This window comes from Maricaulis salignorans, assembly GCF_900103475.1.
Taxonomy (GTDB): domain Bacteria; phylum Pseudomonadota; class Alphaproteobacteria; order Caulobacterales; family Maricaulaceae; genus Maricaulis; species Maricaulis salignorans.
Map to the genome: position 1 here is coordinate 28169 of NZ_FNHG01000001.1, position 16259 is coordinate 44427.

The window sequence follows — 16259 nt, forward strand, 5'->3', positions numbered from 1 at the left end:
CGAAACCGGCAATGCTCATGAGGATGAACCTTCTTCCTCAAGGAATTCTTGCAGCCGTTCCGCCATCGATTGCGGGTCGGCGCCATGGGAGAAGACGTCTACGAAACGTCCTTCTGAATCCATCAGATAGACGATGGAGCTGTGATCCATCAGATAGTCATCGCCGGTATCATCCTGGCCGTCTTCACCGACGCTGCGCCGGAAAGCGACGCGGTAGACGCCCGCGACATCGGCGATTTGTTCTTCGCTTCCGGTCAGTCCGACCAGGTCGGGCGGAAAGGCCGGCGAGGCAACGTATTGGGCCAGCTGGTCGACCGTATCGCGCTGCGGGTCGATCGTGATCAGGATTGGCTGGATGCGGGCGCGCTCTTCAGGCTCGAGCTGTTCCAGGGCTGCGGCCATGATCTGCAATGAGAAGGGGCAGACATCCGGGCAATAGGTGTAGCCAAAATAGATCAGCATGGCGCGGCCACGGAAATCGGCTTCGGTGACGGTCTGCCCGGTCTGGTCGACCAGGGTGAAGGGGCCGCCAATCAGGGCTTCGCCACTGGTGCGCGTTGGCGCGCGCCGGGCCTCGCGCTGGCCCGGATCGGTGAGCATCAGCGTGAAGAACCCGATCACCACAATCATGGGCAGGGCAATGATCAACCAGATCCAGGCTCGTTGCATTTGCGCTCCATCAACTATCCGAAGGCAGACAAAGCATGTTATGCCGCCTTCGATGTATTTTGCTGCACATGCGAAGCTAGGACGGCTCGATCCGCCTGTCCATCGACTTCGCTGCATGACCGGAGCCAGCCAATGCTCGATGCCGATTGGGACCCGTATGGCAGTGACGCGCACCTGACACCGGTGTTCGGACGCTTGCGCCTGCGCACGCTGGTCATGCTGCGCTGGCTGGCGGTGGCGGGTCAGACGCTGACCGTTCTGCTCATACATTATGTGGTCGGTTTCAATCTGCCGATCGGCGTCTGTCTCGGCGTCATCATGGCCAGCGCCTGGATCAATACCTGGCTGACCCTGTCTGTGCCGCCGCAGCAATTCGCCAAGGATTGGGAGGCTTTTGCCCAGCTCAGCTATGATGTGCTCCAGCTTTGCGCCCTTCTGATCCTGACGGGCGGCCTGCAAAACCCCTTCATCGTGATGCTGGCCGCGCCCGTCACTATCGCGGTTGCGGCCCTGCCCCAGCGCTGGGCGCTCGGTGTAGCCCTCATCGCGATGGCCGGGACCGGTGTGATGTGGCTGTGGAGCCTGCCCCTGCCCTGGGTGGCGGGCGAGGCGATCCATCTGCCCGACATGTATGTGCTGGGCCTGTGGTGTGCGATCTTTATCGCGGTCGCCTTTACCGCCGTCTATTCCTGGCGCGTCAGCCAGGAGGGCCGCCGCATGGCGACCGCGCTCGCAGCAACCCAGAGCGTCCTGTCCCGCGAGCAGCGCCTGTCGGCCCTCGGCGCGCTGGCTGCCGCTGCAGCGCACGAGCTCGGTACGCCGCTGGCCACGATCCAGCTGACCGCCAAGGAAATGCTGCGCGAGGTGCATGATAATGACCTGCTGCGCGAGGATGCCGAGCTGATGGTGACCCAGGCGCGCCGCTGCCGCGATATCCTCAAGCGTTTGAGCCAGGAACAGGCGGTCACCGATGAGCGCCATGACCGGGTCGAGCTGCTCGCCGCCCTCGAGGAGGCCAGCACGCCTTTGCGCGGCCTGGGTCCGATGCTCGATGTCAGCCTTGCGGAGGCGGGCGGGATGGGACCGGCGCCCGTGCTGCGCCGCATGCCGGAAATGCTCTATGCGATCGGCAATTTTGTCGAGAATGCCGTCGATTTCGCGACCACGCGTGTCACGGTCGAGGGATCCTGGGACGCCGAGAGCCTGCGCGTCACGATTTGTGATGACGGGACCGGCTTCAAGCCCGAGATCCTGTCCAAGATCGGCGAGCCCTATGTCACCACACGGTCGGGTACGCCCGGCCAGGGCGGGCTGGGCCTGGGCGTGTTCATTGCCAAGACAATGATCGAGAAAACCGGCGGCCGGGTGGCTTTCGACAATGTTTCATCCCAGGGCGGCGCCCAGGTCACCATCGTCTGGCCGCGCAACCGGGTAGAGGCACCGCCAATCCTTCGTTAGTAATGTTAGACAGACAGATACCGAATCGCGAGGACGCAGCCGTGGACGATATTGAATACGACATGCCCGAAGACCGCACCCTGCTCATTCTGGACGATGATGCACCCTTCCGCACCCGGCTCGGGCGGGCGATGACCAGTCGCGGTTTTGTCGTTTCCGCAGTGGGCACGGTCGATGAGGCCGAGGAAATCGCGCGCCAGAACCCGCCGGCCTTTGCCGTGCTGGATCTGCGCCTGACCGATGGTGACGGGCTGGAAGTCGTCAAGGCGCTGCACGCCTCTCGTCCGGATTGCCGGGTCGTCATGCTGACCGGCTATGGCAATATCGCGACCGCCGTTGCCGCCGTGAAGGCGGGCGCCGTCGATTATCTGTCCAAGCCTGCCGATGCCGATGATGTCATCAAGGCGCTACTCGCCAGCCCGGAAGACAAGCCACAGCCACCGGAAAACCCGATGTCGGCTGATCGCGTGCGCTGGGAACATATCCAGCGCGTGTTCGAACTGTGCGATCACAATGTCTCGGAAACCGCGCGCCGCCTGAACATGCACCGGCGGACATTGCAGCGCATCCTGGCCAAGCGCGCGCCGCGCTGACGCCATGCTTCAGCGCCGCGGCTCGGCCCGCGCATAGCCATATATCGGGCCGCCATCGGCGCCCTGCACGATCGCGACCGTGCCGTGGCGGCGATAGGCCTCGCCCATATATTCCGCCTCACCGCCCGACCATCGGCCGAGATAGGTCAGGCTTTTCACCATATTGTAGTGAAGCATTTCGACGCCCTCATTCTCGCCGGCGCCAATTTCAAGGCTGGCCCAGCCCGGCGCATAGGCGAGCAGCCAGACATCGAGACTGGCTTCCGGCGCCGCACCATCGAGGCGCACAATATAGGAACCGAACGGACCGTCTTCCAGCTGGATTGAGGGGCTGTCGGGCATCGCCGCCAGGCGGTTCTCTACCGCTTCCGCGACCTTGTCCTGGTTCCAGCCCGGTGCGTCGGTGACGCCATCGACCACGAAATGCGGGGTGTAGAGGCGATTGACGCCGAGGCGCGGCAGATAGGTGCGCTGGCGCTGGACATATTCGGGGCGGGCATAGGTGTCGGTCCAGCCATACATGTCCCAATAACTCACGCCGAAGGCGAGCACGAAGACGTTGTCACGCTGGTCGAGTTCGCCCAGATAGCGATTGGCTTCCGGGCACAGACCGCAGCCCTGGCTGGTGAAAAGCTCGACCAGGACAGGGCGGGTCTCGGCCGCTGCGGCGCCAGGGCTGGCCTGTCCGGATGCGGGCATGGCCAGCAGGCTGGCGGCGAGGATGGAAGCGAGGATGCGCATGCTGACTACATAATCACGCCCGCCCGCATCGGCCAATCAATTGGCTGTGACGCGGGCGGGCCTTGATCATGAAGGTTTATGAGCGGGCGAGATTGCGCAGCACATAGTGCAGGATGCCGCCATCGCGATAATATTCCAGCTCATTCTCGGTATCGATCCGGGCGCGGACCGAAGCGGTCTTGACCGTGCCGTCCGGGAAGGTGATTTCCACGGTCATCAGGGCGCGCGGTTCGATCTCGGCAACACCGAGGATGTTGACGCTCTCATCGCCGGTCATGCCGAGGCCTTCCCAGGATGCTCCATCCTCGAACTGCAGTGGCAGCACGCCCATGCCGATCAGGTTGGAACGGTGAATACGCTCGAAGCTCTCGGCGATCACGGCCTTGACGCCCAGCAGACGTGTGCCCTTGGCAGCCCAGTCACGCGAGGAGCCGGTGCCGTATTCCTTGCCGCCGAAGACGACGAGCGGGATGCCGGCAGCCTGGTAGTCCATGCAGGCGTCGAAGATATCGACCTGTTTGCCGTCCTTCTTGGTATAGCCGCCCTCGACCCCGTCCAGCATCTTGTTCTTGATGCGGATATTGGCGAAGGTTCCGCGCATCATCACTTCGTGATTGCCGCGGCGCGAGCCGTAGGAGTTGAATTCCAGCACCGGAACCTGGCGTTCCTGCAGATAGCGACCGGCCGGGCTATTGGCCTTGATCGAACCGGCCGGGGAAATGTGGTCGGTGGTGATGGAATCGCCGAACAGGCCCATGATCCGTGCATTGACGACATCGCCCGGCGCATCCGGTTCCATCGTCATGCCTTCGAAATAAGGCGGGTTCTGCACATAGGTCGAGGTGTGATCCCAGGCATAGTTCAGCCCGGTGGGAACATCGATGCCCTGCCAGGCCTTGTCGCCCTGGAAGACGTGGGCATAGCGCGTCGCGAACATGTCCGGCGTCACCGAGGTGCGCACGGTCTCGGCGATCTCCGCCGAGCTTGGCCAGATATCCTTCAGATAGACGTCATTGCCGTCCTGGTCCTGGCCGAGTGGTTCCCGGGTGATGTCGATCTGCATCGAGCCGGCGATCGCATAGGCGACGACCAGAGGCGGTGAGGCGAGATAGTTGGCGCGAATGTCGGGGCTGATCCGGCCCTCGAAATTGCGATTGCCCGACAGGACCGAGGTCGCCACCAGATCATTCTCGTTGATCGCCTTGGAGATCGGGCCCGGCAGCGGACCGGAATTGCCGATACAGGTGGTGCAGCCATAACCGACCAGGTTGAAGCCGAGCGCATCGAGATCGTCCTGCAGGCCGGCCCGCAGCATATAATCGGTGACGACTTGCGAGCCGGGCGCCAGTGAGGTCTTGACCCAGGGCTTCACGGTCAGTCCGCGCTTGACGGCATTACGGGCCAAAAGGCCGGCACCGAGCATGACGGACGGGTTGGATGTATTGGTGCACGAGGTGATGGCGGCAATCACGACATCGCCATTGGTGATACGATAATCGGCGCCTTCGACCGGTGCGGATTTGGCCATTTCATTGGCCTTGTTGAATTCCTTGCCCATCGCTTCGGTGAAGGCGGGCTTGGCTTCGGTGAGGATGACGCGATCCTGAGGCCGTTTCGGGCCGGAAATCGCCGGCACAACCGTCGCCATGTCGAGATGGAGTGTGTCGGTGAAGATCGGGTCGGCTTCGTATTCAGGGCGATACATGCCTTGAGCCCTGGAATAGGCCTCCACCAGGGCGACGCGCTTGTCGTCACGGCCGGTGGCGGTCATGTAGGTGAGGGTTTCCTTGTCGACCGGGAAGAAGCCGCAGGTCGCGCCGTATTCCGGCGCCATATTGGCGATGGTGGCTTCGTCTTCCAGCGAGAGATGGTCGAGGCCCTTGCCGTAGAATTCGACGAATTTGCCGACCACGCCGCGCTTGCGCAGCATTTGCACGATCACCAGCACGAGATCGGTCGCGGTCGCGCCTTCCGGCAGTTTGCCGGTCAGCTCGAAACCGATCACTTCCGGGATCAGCATGGAGACGGGCTGGCCGAGCATGGCAGCTTCGGCCTCAATCCCGCCAACACCCCAGCCGAGCACGGCCAGGCCATTGATCATCGTGGTGTGGCTGTCCGTGCCGACGCAGGTATCCGGATAGGCGATGGTTTCGCCATCTTCGTCCTTGGTCCAGACGCACTGGGCCAGGTTTTCCAGATTGACCTGGTGGATGATGCCCGTTCCTGGCGGCACAACGCGGAAGTTTGCGAAGGCAGACGCGCCCCATTTGAGGAATTTATAGCGTTCGCCATTGCGCTCATATTCACGCTCGACGTTTTTCTCGAAACTGTCGGCATGGCCGAAATTATCCACCATCACCGAGTGGTCGATCACCAGATCGACGGGAACCTGCGGATTGATTCGCTGCGGGTCGGCGCCCAGCTTGGTGGCCGCATCGCGCATCGCGGCGAGATCGACCACGGCGGGAACGCCGGTGAAATCCTGCATCACGACGCGGGCCGGACGATAGGCAATCTCATGGGTGGATTTGCGGGTCGTCAGCCATTCGGCCATCGCCTGGATATCAGCCTTGGTGACGGTCTTGTTGTCTTCAAAGCGCAGCAGGTTTTCCAGCAGGACCTTGAGCGAGGCCGGCAAGCGGGAAATTCCGGCCAGACCATTCTGCTCGGCGACCTTGAGATCGTAATAGGCGTAAGTGTCGCCGGCCACATTGAGGGTGCGTTTACAGGAAAAACTGTCGAGAGAAGCCATTGGGGATCGTCCTCAGGGTCGGTGGGGTGTCAAACACCCGGTGGGGAGGGTGGGTCAGCTGGATATGACCACATGTTTGCTGGGGTTCTACCCCTTGTCCCCGTTTGCTGCAATGCGGCACGCAGTCCGTTGACCTTGGGCCCGCATTTGGGCGACATGTCGCCATGACATCGGCCTCGCTTTCCCGGACCGTTACCCCGGCACCGAAATTTCCCGACCTCCGCCTGAGCGTGAGTGATCTGGGCTTGTCGCGCGGCGATATGGTGCTGGCGCGCGATCTGGGACTTGCGCTTGGGCCGGGCGAGGCGCTGCTGCTGACGGGCCGCAATGGTACCGGCAAGACAAGTCTGCTGCGCGCCCTGGCTGGGTTCATCGAACCGGATACCGGCGCGATCCGCCTTAATGATGAGCCTGCCGCCCTGGCTGCCGCTGATACCATCGCCTGGCTGGGCCATGCCGACGGGCTCAAACCCGGCGAGACGCCGCGCAGCGCCCTGCGCTTCTGGGCCGATCTCTACGGCCAGCCGCGCACGGCGATCATGCCGGCCCTGCGCGCCCTCGAAATCGATCATTTGATTGACCGGCCTGCGGCGCGCCTGTCACGCGGCCAGCAAAGGCGCTGTGGCCTGGCGCGCATCGTGCTGGCCCATCGGCCGCTCTGGCTGCTTGATGAACCGGCCGGCCCGCTCGATGCAGAGGGCCGGGCCTGTCTCGCGGCCCTGGTGGCCAGCCACCGCGCCCGTGGCGGCCTGGTGATCGCCGCCACGCATCAGCCGCTCGACTGGCCCGATGCCCGCAGCCTCGACATGGGGGCGATCTGATGGGTGTCCTGACAGCAATCTTTGCCCGCGAAGCCCGTCTTGCCTGGGCCGGCGGTGGCGGTGCAGCCGGACCGGCGGCCTTCTTCCTCGCCGCGATCACCCTCGCCCCGCTGGCCATCGGTCCTGCCGCCGACCTGCTCGCGGCCGCAGGTCCCGGCATTCTCGCCTTTGCCGCCCTGCTCTCTGTGCTGCAATCGGCGGAACGCCTGTTCGGCGATGATTTTTCCGACGGCACGCTCGATCTCTATCTGCTCACCCCGACCAGCCTGGCCGCCTTGTGCCTGGCCAAGGTGATGGGCCAGGCCAGCGCGACCCTGTGGCCTTTGCCGCTGATCGGCGTCCTGGGAGGGCTGATGTACGGCCTGCCGCCGATTTCAGCCCTGGTGCTCGGCGCAGCCCTGCTTGCCGCCATCCCCGCCCTCGCCCTGATTGCCGGTTTCGCCGGGGCGCTGGCCGCCGGCATCAAGCGCGGCGGCCTGCTGATCGCCCTGATCGCGACGCCGATGATGGTCCCAGTGCTGATTTTCGCGGCCGGGGCGGGACGTTCGGCCTTTGCCGGCGATGAGCGCGCCGTGGCCAATTTGTTGCTGACGCTGGCGATCAGCCTCGGCACAGTGGCGCTCGCCCCGTTCGGGATAGCTGCGGCGGTACGGGGGCGGTTGGGATGAGCACAGGCCCTGCGACCACCCGGCAGTTGCCGCCCGGCCTCCCGCAAAGTAAGTGAGCGCCATGCTGTCCTATTTCGCCAATCCGCAACGTTTCGATCAGCTCGCCCGCATCGCCATTCCGGTGTTTGGCGCGGCTACGCTGATCCTGCTCGGCGCGGGCATCTACATGTCCTTCTTCGCCTCGCCGCCGGACTATCAGCAGGGCGACACCGTGCGGATCATGTATGTGCATGTGCCCGCCGCCTATATGGCCTCGGCGCTCTATGCGGCACTGGCCGGGGCGAGCTTTGTCTATTTTGTCTGGCGCCATGCCATCGCCGATGCGGCCGCCGCCGTGATCGCGCCGATCGGGGCCGTGTTTACGGCGCTGGCGCTGGCGACCGGGTCGATCTGGGGCAAGCCGATGTGGGGCACCTGGTGGGAATGGGATGCCCGCATGACCTCGGTTCTGGTGCTGTTTCTGGTCTATCTCGGCTATATGGCGCTGCGCTCGGCGCTGGAAGATGCGCAGCAGGCGGCGCGCGCCAGCGCAATCCTGGCCATGGCCGGGGTGATCAATCTGGTGATCGTCAAATTCTCGGTCGAATGGTGGTCGAGCCTGCATCAACCTGCCGCGGTGTTTCGCGCCGACGGGCCGACCATCCATTCCAGCCAGCTCTGGCCGCTGGGGTTGATGGCGCTGGGTTATACCATGCTCGCCGGCTGGCTGGTCTTCTACCGTCTGCGCACGCGCGCCATCGCCCGCCGGGCCGATGCCCTGATGCGCCAGAAGGAAAGCGGGGGCCGTAAATGAGCGATTTTCTCGCCATGGGCGGCTATGCCGTCTGGGTCTGGTCGGCCTGGGGGATATCGGCGGCGGCGCTGATCGGGCTGGTTGTGACAGCTCTGGCCGAGCGCCGGGCGGCGGCGGAACGCTTGCGGCGGCTCGAGACCGACGAAGCATGATGCAGGCCGTGCGCCTTCTCGCCCTGTTGGGAATCCTCGCGCTGGGCACGGTGTTGGGCCTGCGCTGGTATCAGGATCGACCCGCAGCGCCCGAGCCCCTGCCGACGCTGACATTGGCGGTTCTGGATGGCCGGGCGAGCTTTGACCCGGAGGAGATCGAAGGGCCTTACCTGATCAATGTCTGGGCTTCATGGTGCCCCTATTGCCAGATCGAACACCCGGTCCTGATGGCGCTGCAGGCCGAGGGGATCGCGATCTATGGCATCGCCTTTCGTGATACGGCAGCCGCCGCCAATGCGTCTCTCGATAGTTTGGGCGATCCTTTTGTTGGCGTCATGCTGGATGTCGACGGGCGCTCCGCCCAGGCGCTTGGTATAGCGGGCACGCCGGAAACCCTGGTTGTTGGCATTGATGGCCGCATTCTGGCGCGCTGGTCCGGTCCACTCACCGCCCACGTCCTGCGCAACAGGATCTATCCCGCCCTCGAGCGCGGTGCGTTGCGGGACTAGGTTTCAGGCCGCCGCAGCCTCGCCGGCTTGCTTGCGGGCCTTTTTCTCGGCTTTCTTGGCCTTGAGCCTGGCCTTCTCCTTGGCGCGTTTTTTCGCCTTTTTCTTCTTTTCCTTGTCTTTCGCCTTGGCCTTGATGACCGCCTCTTCGCCCTTTTCCAGGGTCAGGGCGATGCGGCGCAGGGTTTCGAGGAAATTGGCCCGCTTGTTCTTGGGCAGGGCGGAGATGATGGCGCGGTCGGCCTCCATCGCGCCCAGTGTGGCGACTTCAAGCAGGGTGCGGCCGGAGGCGCTGAGATGGATCGCGTTGGCGCGGGCATCATCGGCCAGTTTTTCGCGCTCCAGCAGACCATTGCGCGCCATGCGCGAGACCAGTTCGGCCAGGGTGGAGCGGTCAATTCCGGTTATTTTGACAAGCTCGGTCTGGGTCAGGCCCTCATTCTGGGCGGTGGCGTGCAGAACGGCAAACTGGCGCTGGGTCAGCTTGGCGCCAGCCATCGCCTTGGTGAAACGCTCGGCGGCGAATTGCTGCGCCCGGTGCAGGAGATGGCCCGGCGAATCCGCGAGGTCGAAAACCTTCGGGCTGTGCTTTTCACTCGGCATGGCAGTCTCCGGATGTCGTCTGGCTCATCCTGACTCGGATTTATAACGTAAGAATGACGTTTGTCCGATCACGGAGCGTCGCATTTCTTATGCGGCTTCTCCGGCATCCCCGCCGCCATCATCCTCTGCCCGCTGATATTTGAGCAGGAGCGGCATTTGCAGCGCCGCGAAGATCAGGCTGATCACCATCACGCCGAGCTTGGCATTGGCCCAGAAGGCTTCGCTGATCTCGAATTCGGCAAACCAGCGTGCGGATTCCGGCACCACCGAATCAGTGATGTGCCGCCACATGGCTTCATTGAGCAGGGCGAGAAACTGGAACCAGAGCGCCCAGCGCACGGCCAGCATGGTCCAGGCCTCTTCCGGCAGATTGAAGACGCTCGCGAAGAAAACCTTCCAGACATTATGGCCCAGCGCGACGCTGACCAGGATGAGGAAGGAGTAGAAGAGATTGATAATGGTCGGCTTGAGATAGAGGAAAATCGGATCCTGCAGGATGATGCCGATCGTGCCCATGCCCAGCACGATCACCGTGGTGAAGATCAGCATGGGCGGGAAGCGTTTCTCGACCCGGATCGCATAACCAAGACCGATCACGGCGGCGATCATATAGGCGCCGGTCCCGATATAGATCGCGGCGTCGCCGAAAAACATGCGTGAGAGATTATAGACGACGATCCAGACCCCGATGGGACCGAAATCGACCAGCATGCTGGTGCCTTGTTTGGTCGTGGTTTCGGTCTGGCTCACGGGGTTCTCCTCAAAATTCATAATGTCTGCATCACGACGAGTCCGGTGACCAATAGCACGGCCAGCGCAATACGCTTCAACCCGAAAGGCTCCTTGAGGACCAGCGCGGCCAGCAGTGCGCCGAACACGATGCTGGTCTCGCGCAGGGCTGCCATCGGGGCGACCGGAGCGATGGAATAGGCGTAGAGGGCCAGCCCGTATGTCGTCAGATTGAACAGCATCGAGGTGGCCGCCGGCCGGGTCTCCTGACGCGCGGCCGCCCAGAAGCGCGACCCGCGCCGGATGATCGCCGTGGCGCCGATGGTCAGCCCGGAGAGCACGAAGAACCATCCCGTATAGACCATCACATTGCCCGAGGCGCGCACGCCGGCGGCATCGATCACGGTGTAACAGGCGGTCATGCAGGCGGCTGCGAGGGCGAAGAGCAGGATCTGGGTTTTCGGCGTTCCGTCTTTTTCCGGCCAGGCGAAGCCGACCAGTGCTGATGAGGCAATTGCCAGACCGAGCAGCTGCCAGAGCGAGACCGCCTCATCAAGGAAGATATAGGCGGCGAGCGTCGCCAGGGCCGGCGCACTGCCGCGCATCACTGGATAGACCAGATTCATCTCGCCGCGCTCAAAGGCGGCGATCAAAAGCATGTTGAAGGCCCAGATCGTGGCCGCGCCCAGCAGAAGGAAACGCCAGACTTCCCAACCGGGAATAGGTTGAAATACCAGCCAGGGCAGCATCAACGCGGCGACGAAGACCAGCGACAGGGCGCGGAAGACCAGCCGGTCCTTGGCGCGCTTGGTCAAAAGCGTCATGCCGGCATGGGCCAGGGCCGAGCCGAGCATGGCGAGGGCGCCAGCTGTCAGGCTGGCCTCCACGGCCTAGCCTTCCAGCCCAGCCAACGCCCGCGAGAAGTCGCGCGCATTAAAGGCCTGCAAATCATCCTCGCCTTCGCCAATCCCGATATAGTGGATTGGCAGCTGGAATTTCTCGGCTACCTGGACCAGGGCGCCGCCCTTGGCGGTGCCGTCGAGCTTGGTCATCACCAGGCCGGTGATCTGGGCCGCATCGAGAAAGGCCTGGGCCTGGGAGACGGCATTGGAGCCGACCGTACCGTCGAGTACCAGCACGGTCTCATGCGGTGCCGACGGGTTTTTCTTGCGGATGACACGGACGATCTTGCGCAGCTCGTCCATCAGTTCGGCCTTGTTCTGCAGGCGGCCAGCGGTGTCGATCAGCACGGTGTCGCGGCCCTCGCGCTCGGCCTGTTCCAGCGCGTCAAACGCCAGCCCGGCCGCATCGGCGCCGATCTCGCGCTTGATCACCGGTGATTTGGCGCGCTCGCCCCAGACCGAGACCTGTTCGATCGCGGCAGCGCGGAAAGTGTCGCCGGCAACCAGGATTGGATCGCGGCCTTCGCGCTTGAGCTTGACGGCGATCTTGCCGAGCGTTGTCGTCTTGCCGGAGCCATTGACGCCGACAAAGAGGATCACATGCGGTCCGTCCGTGCCGGTCAGCTGTAGCGGTTTTTCCAGCGGGGCAAGCGTTTCGCAGATCACCTCGGCGAGGGTCTCGCGAACCTCCTCGTCGGTTATTTCCTTATCGAAACGATCGCGTGCCAGCCGGTCGGTGACGCGCAGGGCCGCGGCGGTGCCGAGATCGGAGGCGATCAGCAGATCTTCGAGTTCATCCAGCGCTTCGCGGTCCAGTTTGCGCTTGGTGAAGATGGCGGTGACGGATTCGCCGAGCTTGGATGAGCTCTTGCTCAGGCCCGACACAAGGCGGGAAAAGAAGCCGCGTTTCTTCTCGGCTGGTTTGTCGTCGCTCATGCTGTGAGCTCCCCGTGCAGCTCGCGCCCGTCATGGTGCGTCACCTGGATATTCACCAGTGCGCCGGCGCGCGGAAACTCGGTTTCCGGCAGGCGGATGGCGGCAAAATTACCGGCCCGCGCAAAGCCGGGCTTCTCCATCAAGGCGTCCGTGACCGTGCCGATCATGGAGTCGAGATGGGCAGCCAGGACCTGGTCCGCCTTCTCGCGCAGACGCGCGGCGCGGGCCTTGATTACAGCCTTTTCCAGCTGTGGCATGCGCGCCGCCGGCGTGCCCGGGCGTGGCGAATAGGGGAAGACGTGCAGATAGGCGAGCTGGCACTCATCAACCAGTTTCAGCGAGTTCTCGAACATCGCCTCGGTCTCGGTCGGGAAGCCGGCAATGATATCGGCGCCAAAGGCGATCTCCGGCCGCGCGGCTTTCAGCCGGTTGCACAGGGCGATGGCGTCTTCGCGCGAGTGGCGCCGCTTCATGCGCTTGAGGATCATATTGTCGCCGGCCTGCAGGGAAAGATGCAGATAGGGCGCGATTCGGGTATCGCCGGTGACGGCCTCGAACAGGGCCTCGTCGATCTCGATCGCGTCGATTGAGGAGAGGCGCAGGCGCGGCAGGTCGGGAACCTGTTTCATGATGGCCTGCACCAGACGGCCCAAAGGCGGTGTACCCGGCAGATCGCCGCCCCAGGAGGTCAGGTCGACGCCCGTGAGCACAACTTCGCTATGCCCCGACGCCACCAGCGACTTGATCTGGTTCACGATTTCGCCAGCTGGAACCGAGCGAGAATTGCCGCGGCCATAGGGGATGATGCAGAAGGTGCAGCGATGGTCGCAGCCATTCTGGACCTGGACATAGGCCCGCGCCCGCCCCTCCATGCCTTCGACCAGATGACCGGCGGTCTCGCGCACGCTCATGATGTCATTGACGCGCACCTTCTCGGTACCGCCCAGCAGGGTGACCGGGTCGAAGGTCTCGGCGCGCAGTTTTTCCGCATTGCCGACGACGCGGTCGACTTCGGGCATGGCGGCGAACATGGCCGGATCGACCTGGGCGGCGCAGCCGGTGACGATGATTTTCGCATCGGGATTGGCGCGGCGGGCCTTGCGGATTGACTGGCGCGCCTGGCGCACGGCTTCCGAGGTCACGGCGCAGGTATTGACCAGGATAGCATTGTCCAGGCCGGCCTCGCGGGCATGGGCGCGCATGACTTCGCTCTCCCAGGCATTCAGCCGGCAGCCGAAGGTCAGGATTTCAAGGCCGTTTTCCGGATCCGTCTCACGCGTGGAGGGCGTGTCGGCACCGGAGGCGGCAGGATTGTCTGTGTGCGCGCTCATGGAGCGTGGATAAGTGGTGGAGCCAGGCCTTCAGGTCAAGCGCGGCTGGCAATCACCCGCCGCATGGCTTCGCCGGCGAGTGCCGCCCAGAGCGCCAGGATTGTGTGATAAATGTGCCAGTTGGCGATGCCAAAGCTAGTCAGCTCGCGGCTGGCGCCAATCGCGATCGAGGCGAAGCCCAGCAGGAGCCAGGCGAACAGCCAGATCAGGCCGGCCTGCCATTGGCGATGCACCAAAAGCGCGGCACTCGCCGCCAGTCCCAGCAGCAAAGCCAGTTTGGGCATCAGGGCGAGAACCCCATCGCTGCCCGGCCAGGCCAGCATGACGGCGGTCAATACCGGTATTCCAACCCGCAGATAGCGACCGACACCCGGTGCCATGGCGATGGGGAAGGCTTTCCAGGCCAGGCCGAGAGCGATCAGCACCATGCCGGCCGCCCCGGCGAAGCTGCTGGCCAGGCTGTGCAGTTGCGTCAGTTCAGCGATCTGGCCGCTGGCGAAGCGGGCAGCGCCGATCAGGGCAGCCAGACCGATAAAGGCCAGGCCCAGCCGGACCATGCGGACATCGCCGCGGCTGCGATGCGGCCAGAGCCGCCAGATGCCGAGGCCGCAGCCGATGACGACGAGAAAGTCTGTGAGGGCGAACAACATGGTGATCTAGTTCCGATTCCCGGCTTCTTCTTCGTTGATCCAGCGGCGCATCTTGGCCTCCAGCGTCGAGAGCGGCATGGAGCCGTCGGCGAGCAGGACGTCGTGGAAGGCACGGATGTCGAAATCCTCGCCCAGGCGTTCTTCCGCCTCGCCGCGCAGATCGCGCATCAGTAATTCACCCGTCTTGTAGGCCAGCGCCTGACCGGGCCAGGAGATATAGCGCAGGACTTCGGTGCGGATATTGTGTGGTGCCAGCGCTGAATTCTCGAGGAAACAGGCCTCGGCCTGATCGCGCGTCCAGCCCATATAGTGCACGCCCGTATCGACCACGAGGCGGCAGGCGCGCCACATCTCATAGCTCAACCGGCCAAACTCTTCATAAGGCGTCGTATAGATGCCCATATCGCGGCCCAGTGTCTCCGAATACAGGCCCCAACCCTCGCCGAAGGCGGTGATATAGGTGTTGCGGCGGAAATCCGGGACGTCTTCCAGCTCGGCAGCGATCGAGCCCTGATGGTGATGCCCCGGCACGGCTTCGTGCGCGGTCAGGGCCGGCAGGGTGTAAAGCGGGCGCTGGGTCAGATCATAGGTGTTGACCATATAGCCGCCGGCAATGCCGCGCTCCATATCGCCGGGCCAGTAGCGGCCGGTGGTATAGCTCGGCGCCATGGTGTCCGGAACCGGGCGCACGCCATAGGAGAGCCGCGGCAAGTGGCCGAAATAGGCCGGCATCTGGTCGTCGAGGCGTTTGGCGATCCAGGCCGCATGCATCAGCAGTTCTTCCGCTGTCGTCGCATAGAATTGTGGATCGGTGCGCAGGAAGTGGAGGAATTCGGCGAAACTGCCTTCAAACCCGCTCTCGGCGATCACGGTCTCCATCTCGCCGCGGATGCGGGCGACTTCGGCGAGGCCGCGCTGGTGGACTTCTTCCGGCGAGGTATCGAGCGTGGTGTGGTAGCGCACCAGGGTCTGATAATAGGCGCGGCCCTCGGGCGTTTCGGACACACCCAGGCTGTCGCGGGTTTGCGGCAGATATTCATCGCGCAGGAAGCTCGCCAGCGCCGCGAAGGCGGGTTGGGCGGAGTTGTCGATGGCGGCGGTGGCGGCATCATAGAGACGCGCGCGTTCGGCGGCCGGCAGCGCGGTTGGCAGATTGTCGATCGGCTCGATCAGGATCGCGCGCAGGGTGGCCGCATCGCTCAGGCCCTCGACCTGGGTTGCGGCAGATTCGGTGATGATGCGGGGCTGGGTGAAGCCGGTCTCGAGGCCGCGCCGCATCCAGTCGGTATTCTGCTGGAAATAACCGGCAATTCCGTTGATGCGGGTGATCCAGGCCTCGCCCTCGGCAATCGTGCGCGGTCGCGCCGATGCGGCGGCATAGGAGGGCCAGAAGAAGAATCCGCTGTCGGAATCGAAGGCGATACGGGCCTCGCCAAAGGGCGCCAGCTCGGTGCGGAAGCGCAGGATGTAATCGAGCACCGCATGGGAAACCTGGTCGCTCTGCGACAGGGTGGCGGCATCGATAGCGTCGAGCCGTTCGAGGAAGGCGGCTTCGGCGGCAAATCGCGCCGCCAGGGTCTCCGCCGAGATATCGCCCCATTGCCCGGCGGCTTCCAGATCGCCGCGACGGCCGCGTTCTTCGGGGTTATTGGCCAGTTCGAAAGCTTCAAATTCAGAGACCAGGGCGGCAAAGGCCGCGCTGGCATCTGCATCGGCCGGCGCTTCCGGCGTGGCCGGGCTTTCGGGCGTCGCCGCCGCGTCACTGACCGGCGAAGCCGGCGCTGCCGATGTGGACGGCGCCTCGGCCTGCTGGCCACAGGCGGCCAGGCTCAGCGCCATCAGGCTGGCGATGGATACGTGTGAAAGCGTGCGATAATTCATGTCAGTCCCCCAGGCGCCCGGGCGCCGCGTCTCGGTTCAGATTGCCGTATTCTCGTCCAGGCAGTGATGGCCGG

The 16259-nt window shown here is 63.9% G+C and carries 17 protein-coding genes; 7 read left to right on the top strand and 10 right to left on the bottom strand.

The genetic code is table 11. From position 1 onward, the window contains the following. Nucleotides 1–15: 15 nt before the first annotated feature. The gene (locus tag BLT42_RS00160) at nucleotides 16–669 is read right to left on the bottom strand and encodes an SCO family protein (protein WP_091764972.1); all 654 of its coding nucleotides are present in this window, start codon (nucleotides 667–669) and stop codon (nucleotides 16–18) included. A 132-nt stretch (nucleotides 670–801) separates the two neighbouring features. On the opposite strand from BLT42_RS00160, the gene BLT42_RS00165 reads away from it, so the two are divergent. Further along, the gene (locus BLT42_RS00165) at nucleotides 802–2127 is read left to right on the top strand and encodes an ActS/PrrB/RegB family redox-sensitive histidine kinase (RefSeq protein ID WP_091764973.1); all 1326 of its coding nucleotides are present in this window, start codon (nucleotides 802–804) and stop codon (nucleotides 2125–2127) included. A gap of 62 nt (nucleotides 2128–2189) precedes the next feature. Further along, nucleotides 2190–2720 carry an ActR/PrrA/RegA family redox response regulator transcription factor gene (locus BLT42_RS00170; RefSeq protein WP_091765813.1) on the top strand — a complete coding sequence of 177 codons (531 nt, stop codon included), beginning with the start codon at nucleotides 2190–2192 and terminating at the stop codon, nucleotides 2718–2720. A gap of 9 nt (nucleotides 2721–2729) precedes the next feature. On the opposite strand, the gene BLT42_RS00175 is transcribed toward BLT42_RS00170, so the two are convergent. Beyond that, on the bottom strand, nucleotides 2730–3461 hold the full coding sequence (locus tag BLT42_RS00175; protein ID WP_143023977.1) for a DUF1223 domain-containing protein: 732 nt from the start codon (nucleotides 3459–3461) through the stop codon (nucleotides 2730–2732). 76 nt (nucleotides 3462–3537) lie between these two features. Beyond that, nucleotides 3538–6213 (bottom strand): aconitate hydratase AcnA, encoded by a 2676-nt coding sequence (acnA, locus tag BLT42_RS00180; RefSeq protein ID WP_091764976.1) that lies wholly within the window; start codon nucleotides 6211–6213, stop codon nucleotides 3538–3540. 230 nt (nucleotides 6214–6443) lie between these two features. Here acnA and ccmA point away from each other — a divergent pair, with 230 nt between their 5' ends. From ccmA to BLT42_RS00205, 5 genes are all read left to right on the top strand, one after another. Further along, entirely contained in the window at nucleotides 6444–7034 is a 591-nt protein-coding gene (gene ccmA / locus BLT42_RS00185) for a heme ABC exporter ATP-binding protein CcmA (protein WP_233342223.1), read from the top strand. Beyond that, nucleotides 7034–7702, top strand: coding sequence for a heme exporter protein CcmB (locus tag BLT42_RS00190; protein WP_091764979.1), 669 nt, complete (start codon nucleotides 7034–7036; stop codon nucleotides 7700–7702). Before ccmA ends, BLT42_RS00190 begins: the two co-directional genes overlap by 1 nt. A gap of 61 nt (nucleotides 7703–7763) precedes the next feature. Beyond that, complete coding sequence (ccmC, locus tag BLT42_RS00195) at nucleotides 7764–8495, top strand: heme ABC transporter permease CcmC (RefSeq protein ID WP_091764980.1); 732 nt, start codon at nucleotides 7764–7766, stop codon at nucleotides 8493–8495. Beyond that, nucleotides 8492–8647 (top strand): heme exporter protein CcmD, encoded by a 156-nt coding sequence (gene ccmD, locus BLT42_RS00200; RefSeq protein ID WP_091764982.1) that lies wholly within the window; start codon nucleotides 8492–8494, stop codon nucleotides 8645–8647. The genes ccmC and ccmD overlap by 4 nt, the downstream gene beginning before the upstream one ends. Continuing rightward, nucleotides 8644–9156 carry a redoxin family protein gene (locus BLT42_RS00205; RefSeq protein WP_091764983.1) on the top strand — a complete coding sequence of 171 codons (513 nt, stop codon included), beginning with the start codon at nucleotides 8644–8646 and terminating at the stop codon, nucleotides 9154–9156. Before ccmD ends, BLT42_RS00205 begins: the two co-directional genes overlap by 4 nt. A 3-nt stretch (nucleotides 9157–9159) precedes the next feature. On the opposite strand, the gene BLT42_RS00210 is transcribed toward BLT42_RS00205, so the two are convergent. From BLT42_RS00210 to BLT42_RS00240, 7 genes are all read right to left on the bottom strand, one after another. Continuing rightward, complete coding sequence (locus tag BLT42_RS00210) at nucleotides 9160–9756, bottom strand: MarR family winged helix-turn-helix transcriptional regulator (RefSeq protein WP_091764984.1); 597 nt, start codon at nucleotides 9754–9756, stop codon at nucleotides 9160–9162. Nucleotides 9757–9843: 87 nt separating this feature from the next. Continuing rightward, the gene (locus tag BLT42_RS00215; protein ID WP_091765816.1) at nucleotides 9844–10506 is read right to left on the bottom strand and encodes an inner membrane-spanning protein YciB; all 663 of its coding nucleotides are present in this window, start codon (nucleotides 10504–10506) and stop codon (nucleotides 9844–9846) included. A gap of 17 nt (nucleotides 10507–10523) precedes the next feature. Continuing rightward, entirely contained in the window at nucleotides 10524–11372 is an 849-nt protein-coding gene (locus BLT42_RS00220; RefSeq protein WP_233342224.1) for a DMT family transporter, read from the bottom strand. Nucleotides 11373–11375: 3 nt separating this feature from the next. Continuing rightward, complete coding sequence (gene ftsY / locus BLT42_RS00225) at nucleotides 11376–12323, bottom strand: signal recognition particle-docking protein FtsY (RefSeq protein WP_091764986.1); 948 nt, start codon at nucleotides 12321–12323, stop codon at nucleotides 11376–11378. Then, nucleotides 12320–13654: a tRNA (N(6)-L-threonylcarbamoyladenosine(37)-C(2))-methylthiotransferase MtaB gene (gene mtaB, locus BLT42_RS00230; protein ID WP_091764987.1), complete on the bottom strand. Its 1335-nt coding sequence runs from the start codon at nucleotides 13652–13654 to the stop codon at nucleotides 12320–12322. The genes ftsY and mtaB overlap by 4 nt, the downstream gene beginning before the upstream one ends. A gap of 35 nt (nucleotides 13655–13689) precedes the next feature. Continuing rightward, a complete protein-coding gene (locus BLT42_RS00235) occupies nucleotides 13690–14304 on the bottom strand; it encodes a hypothetical protein (protein ID WP_091764989.1) in 615 nt (204 codons plus the stop codon). A 6-nt stretch (nucleotides 14305–14310) separates the two neighbouring features. Further along, nucleotides 14311–16185, bottom strand: a complete 1875-nt coding sequence (locus BLT42_RS00240; RefSeq protein WP_233342225.1) for a DUF885 domain-containing protein — start codon at nucleotides 16183–16185, stop codon at nucleotides 14311–14313. Nucleotides 16186–16259 lie beyond the last annotated feature (74 nt).

Excerpts from the sequence above, each read along its gene's own strand:
- BLT42_RS00160 (WP_091764972.1), bottom strand. The coding sequence starts at position 669 with ATGCAACGAGCCTGGATCTGGTTGATCATTGCCCTGCCCATGATTGTG.
- BLT42_RS00165 (WP_091764973.1), top strand. The coding sequence starts at position 802 with ATGCTCGATGCCGATTGGGACCCGTATGGCAGTGACGCGCACCTGACA.
- BLT42_RS00170 (WP_091765813.1), top strand. The coding sequence starts at position 2,190 with ATGCCCGAAGACCGCACCCTGCTCATTCTGGACGATGATGCACCCTTC.
- BLT42_RS00175 (WP_143023977.1), bottom strand. The coding sequence starts at position 3,461 with ATGCGCATCCTCGCTTCCATCCTCGCCGCCAGCCTGCTGGCCATGCCC.
- acnA (WP_091764976.1), bottom strand. The coding sequence starts at position 6,213 with ATGGCTTCTCTCGACAGTTTTTCCTGTAAACGCACCCTCAATGTGGCC.
- BLT42_RS00190 (WP_091764979.1), top strand. The coding sequence starts at position 7,034 with ATGGGTGTCCTGACAGCAATCTTTGCCCGCGAAGCCCGTCTTGCCTGG.
- ccmC (WP_091764980.1), top strand. The coding sequence starts at position 7,764 with ATGCTGTCCTATTTCGCCAATCCGCAACGTTTCGATCAGCTCGCCCGC.
- ccmD (WP_091764982.1), top strand. The coding sequence starts at position 8,492 with ATGAGCGATTTTCTCGCCATGGGCGGCTATGCCGTCTGGGTCTGGTCG.
- BLT42_RS00205 (WP_091764983.1), top strand. The coding sequence starts at position 8,644 with ATGATGCAGGCCGTGCGCCTTCTCGCCCTGTTGGGAATCCTCGCGCTG.
- BLT42_RS00210 (WP_091764984.1), bottom strand. The coding sequence starts at position 9,756 with ATGCCGAGTGAAAAGCACAGCCCGAAGGTTTTCGACCTCGCGGATTCG.
- ftsY (WP_091764986.1), bottom strand. The coding sequence starts at position 12,323 with ATGAGCGACGACAAACCAGCCGAGAAGAAACGCGGCTTCTTTTCCCGC.
- mtaB (WP_091764987.1), bottom strand. The coding sequence starts at position 13,654 with ATGAGCGCGCACACAGACAATCCTGCCGCCTCCGGTGCCGACACGCCC.
- BLT42_RS00235 (WP_091764989.1), bottom strand. The coding sequence starts at position 14,304 with ATGTTGTTCGCCCTCACAGACTTTCTCGTCGTCATCGGCTGCGGCCTC.
- BLT42_RS00240 (WP_233342225.1), bottom strand. The coding sequence starts at position 16,185 with ATGAATTATCGCACGCTTTCACACGTATCCATCGCCAGCCTGATGGCG.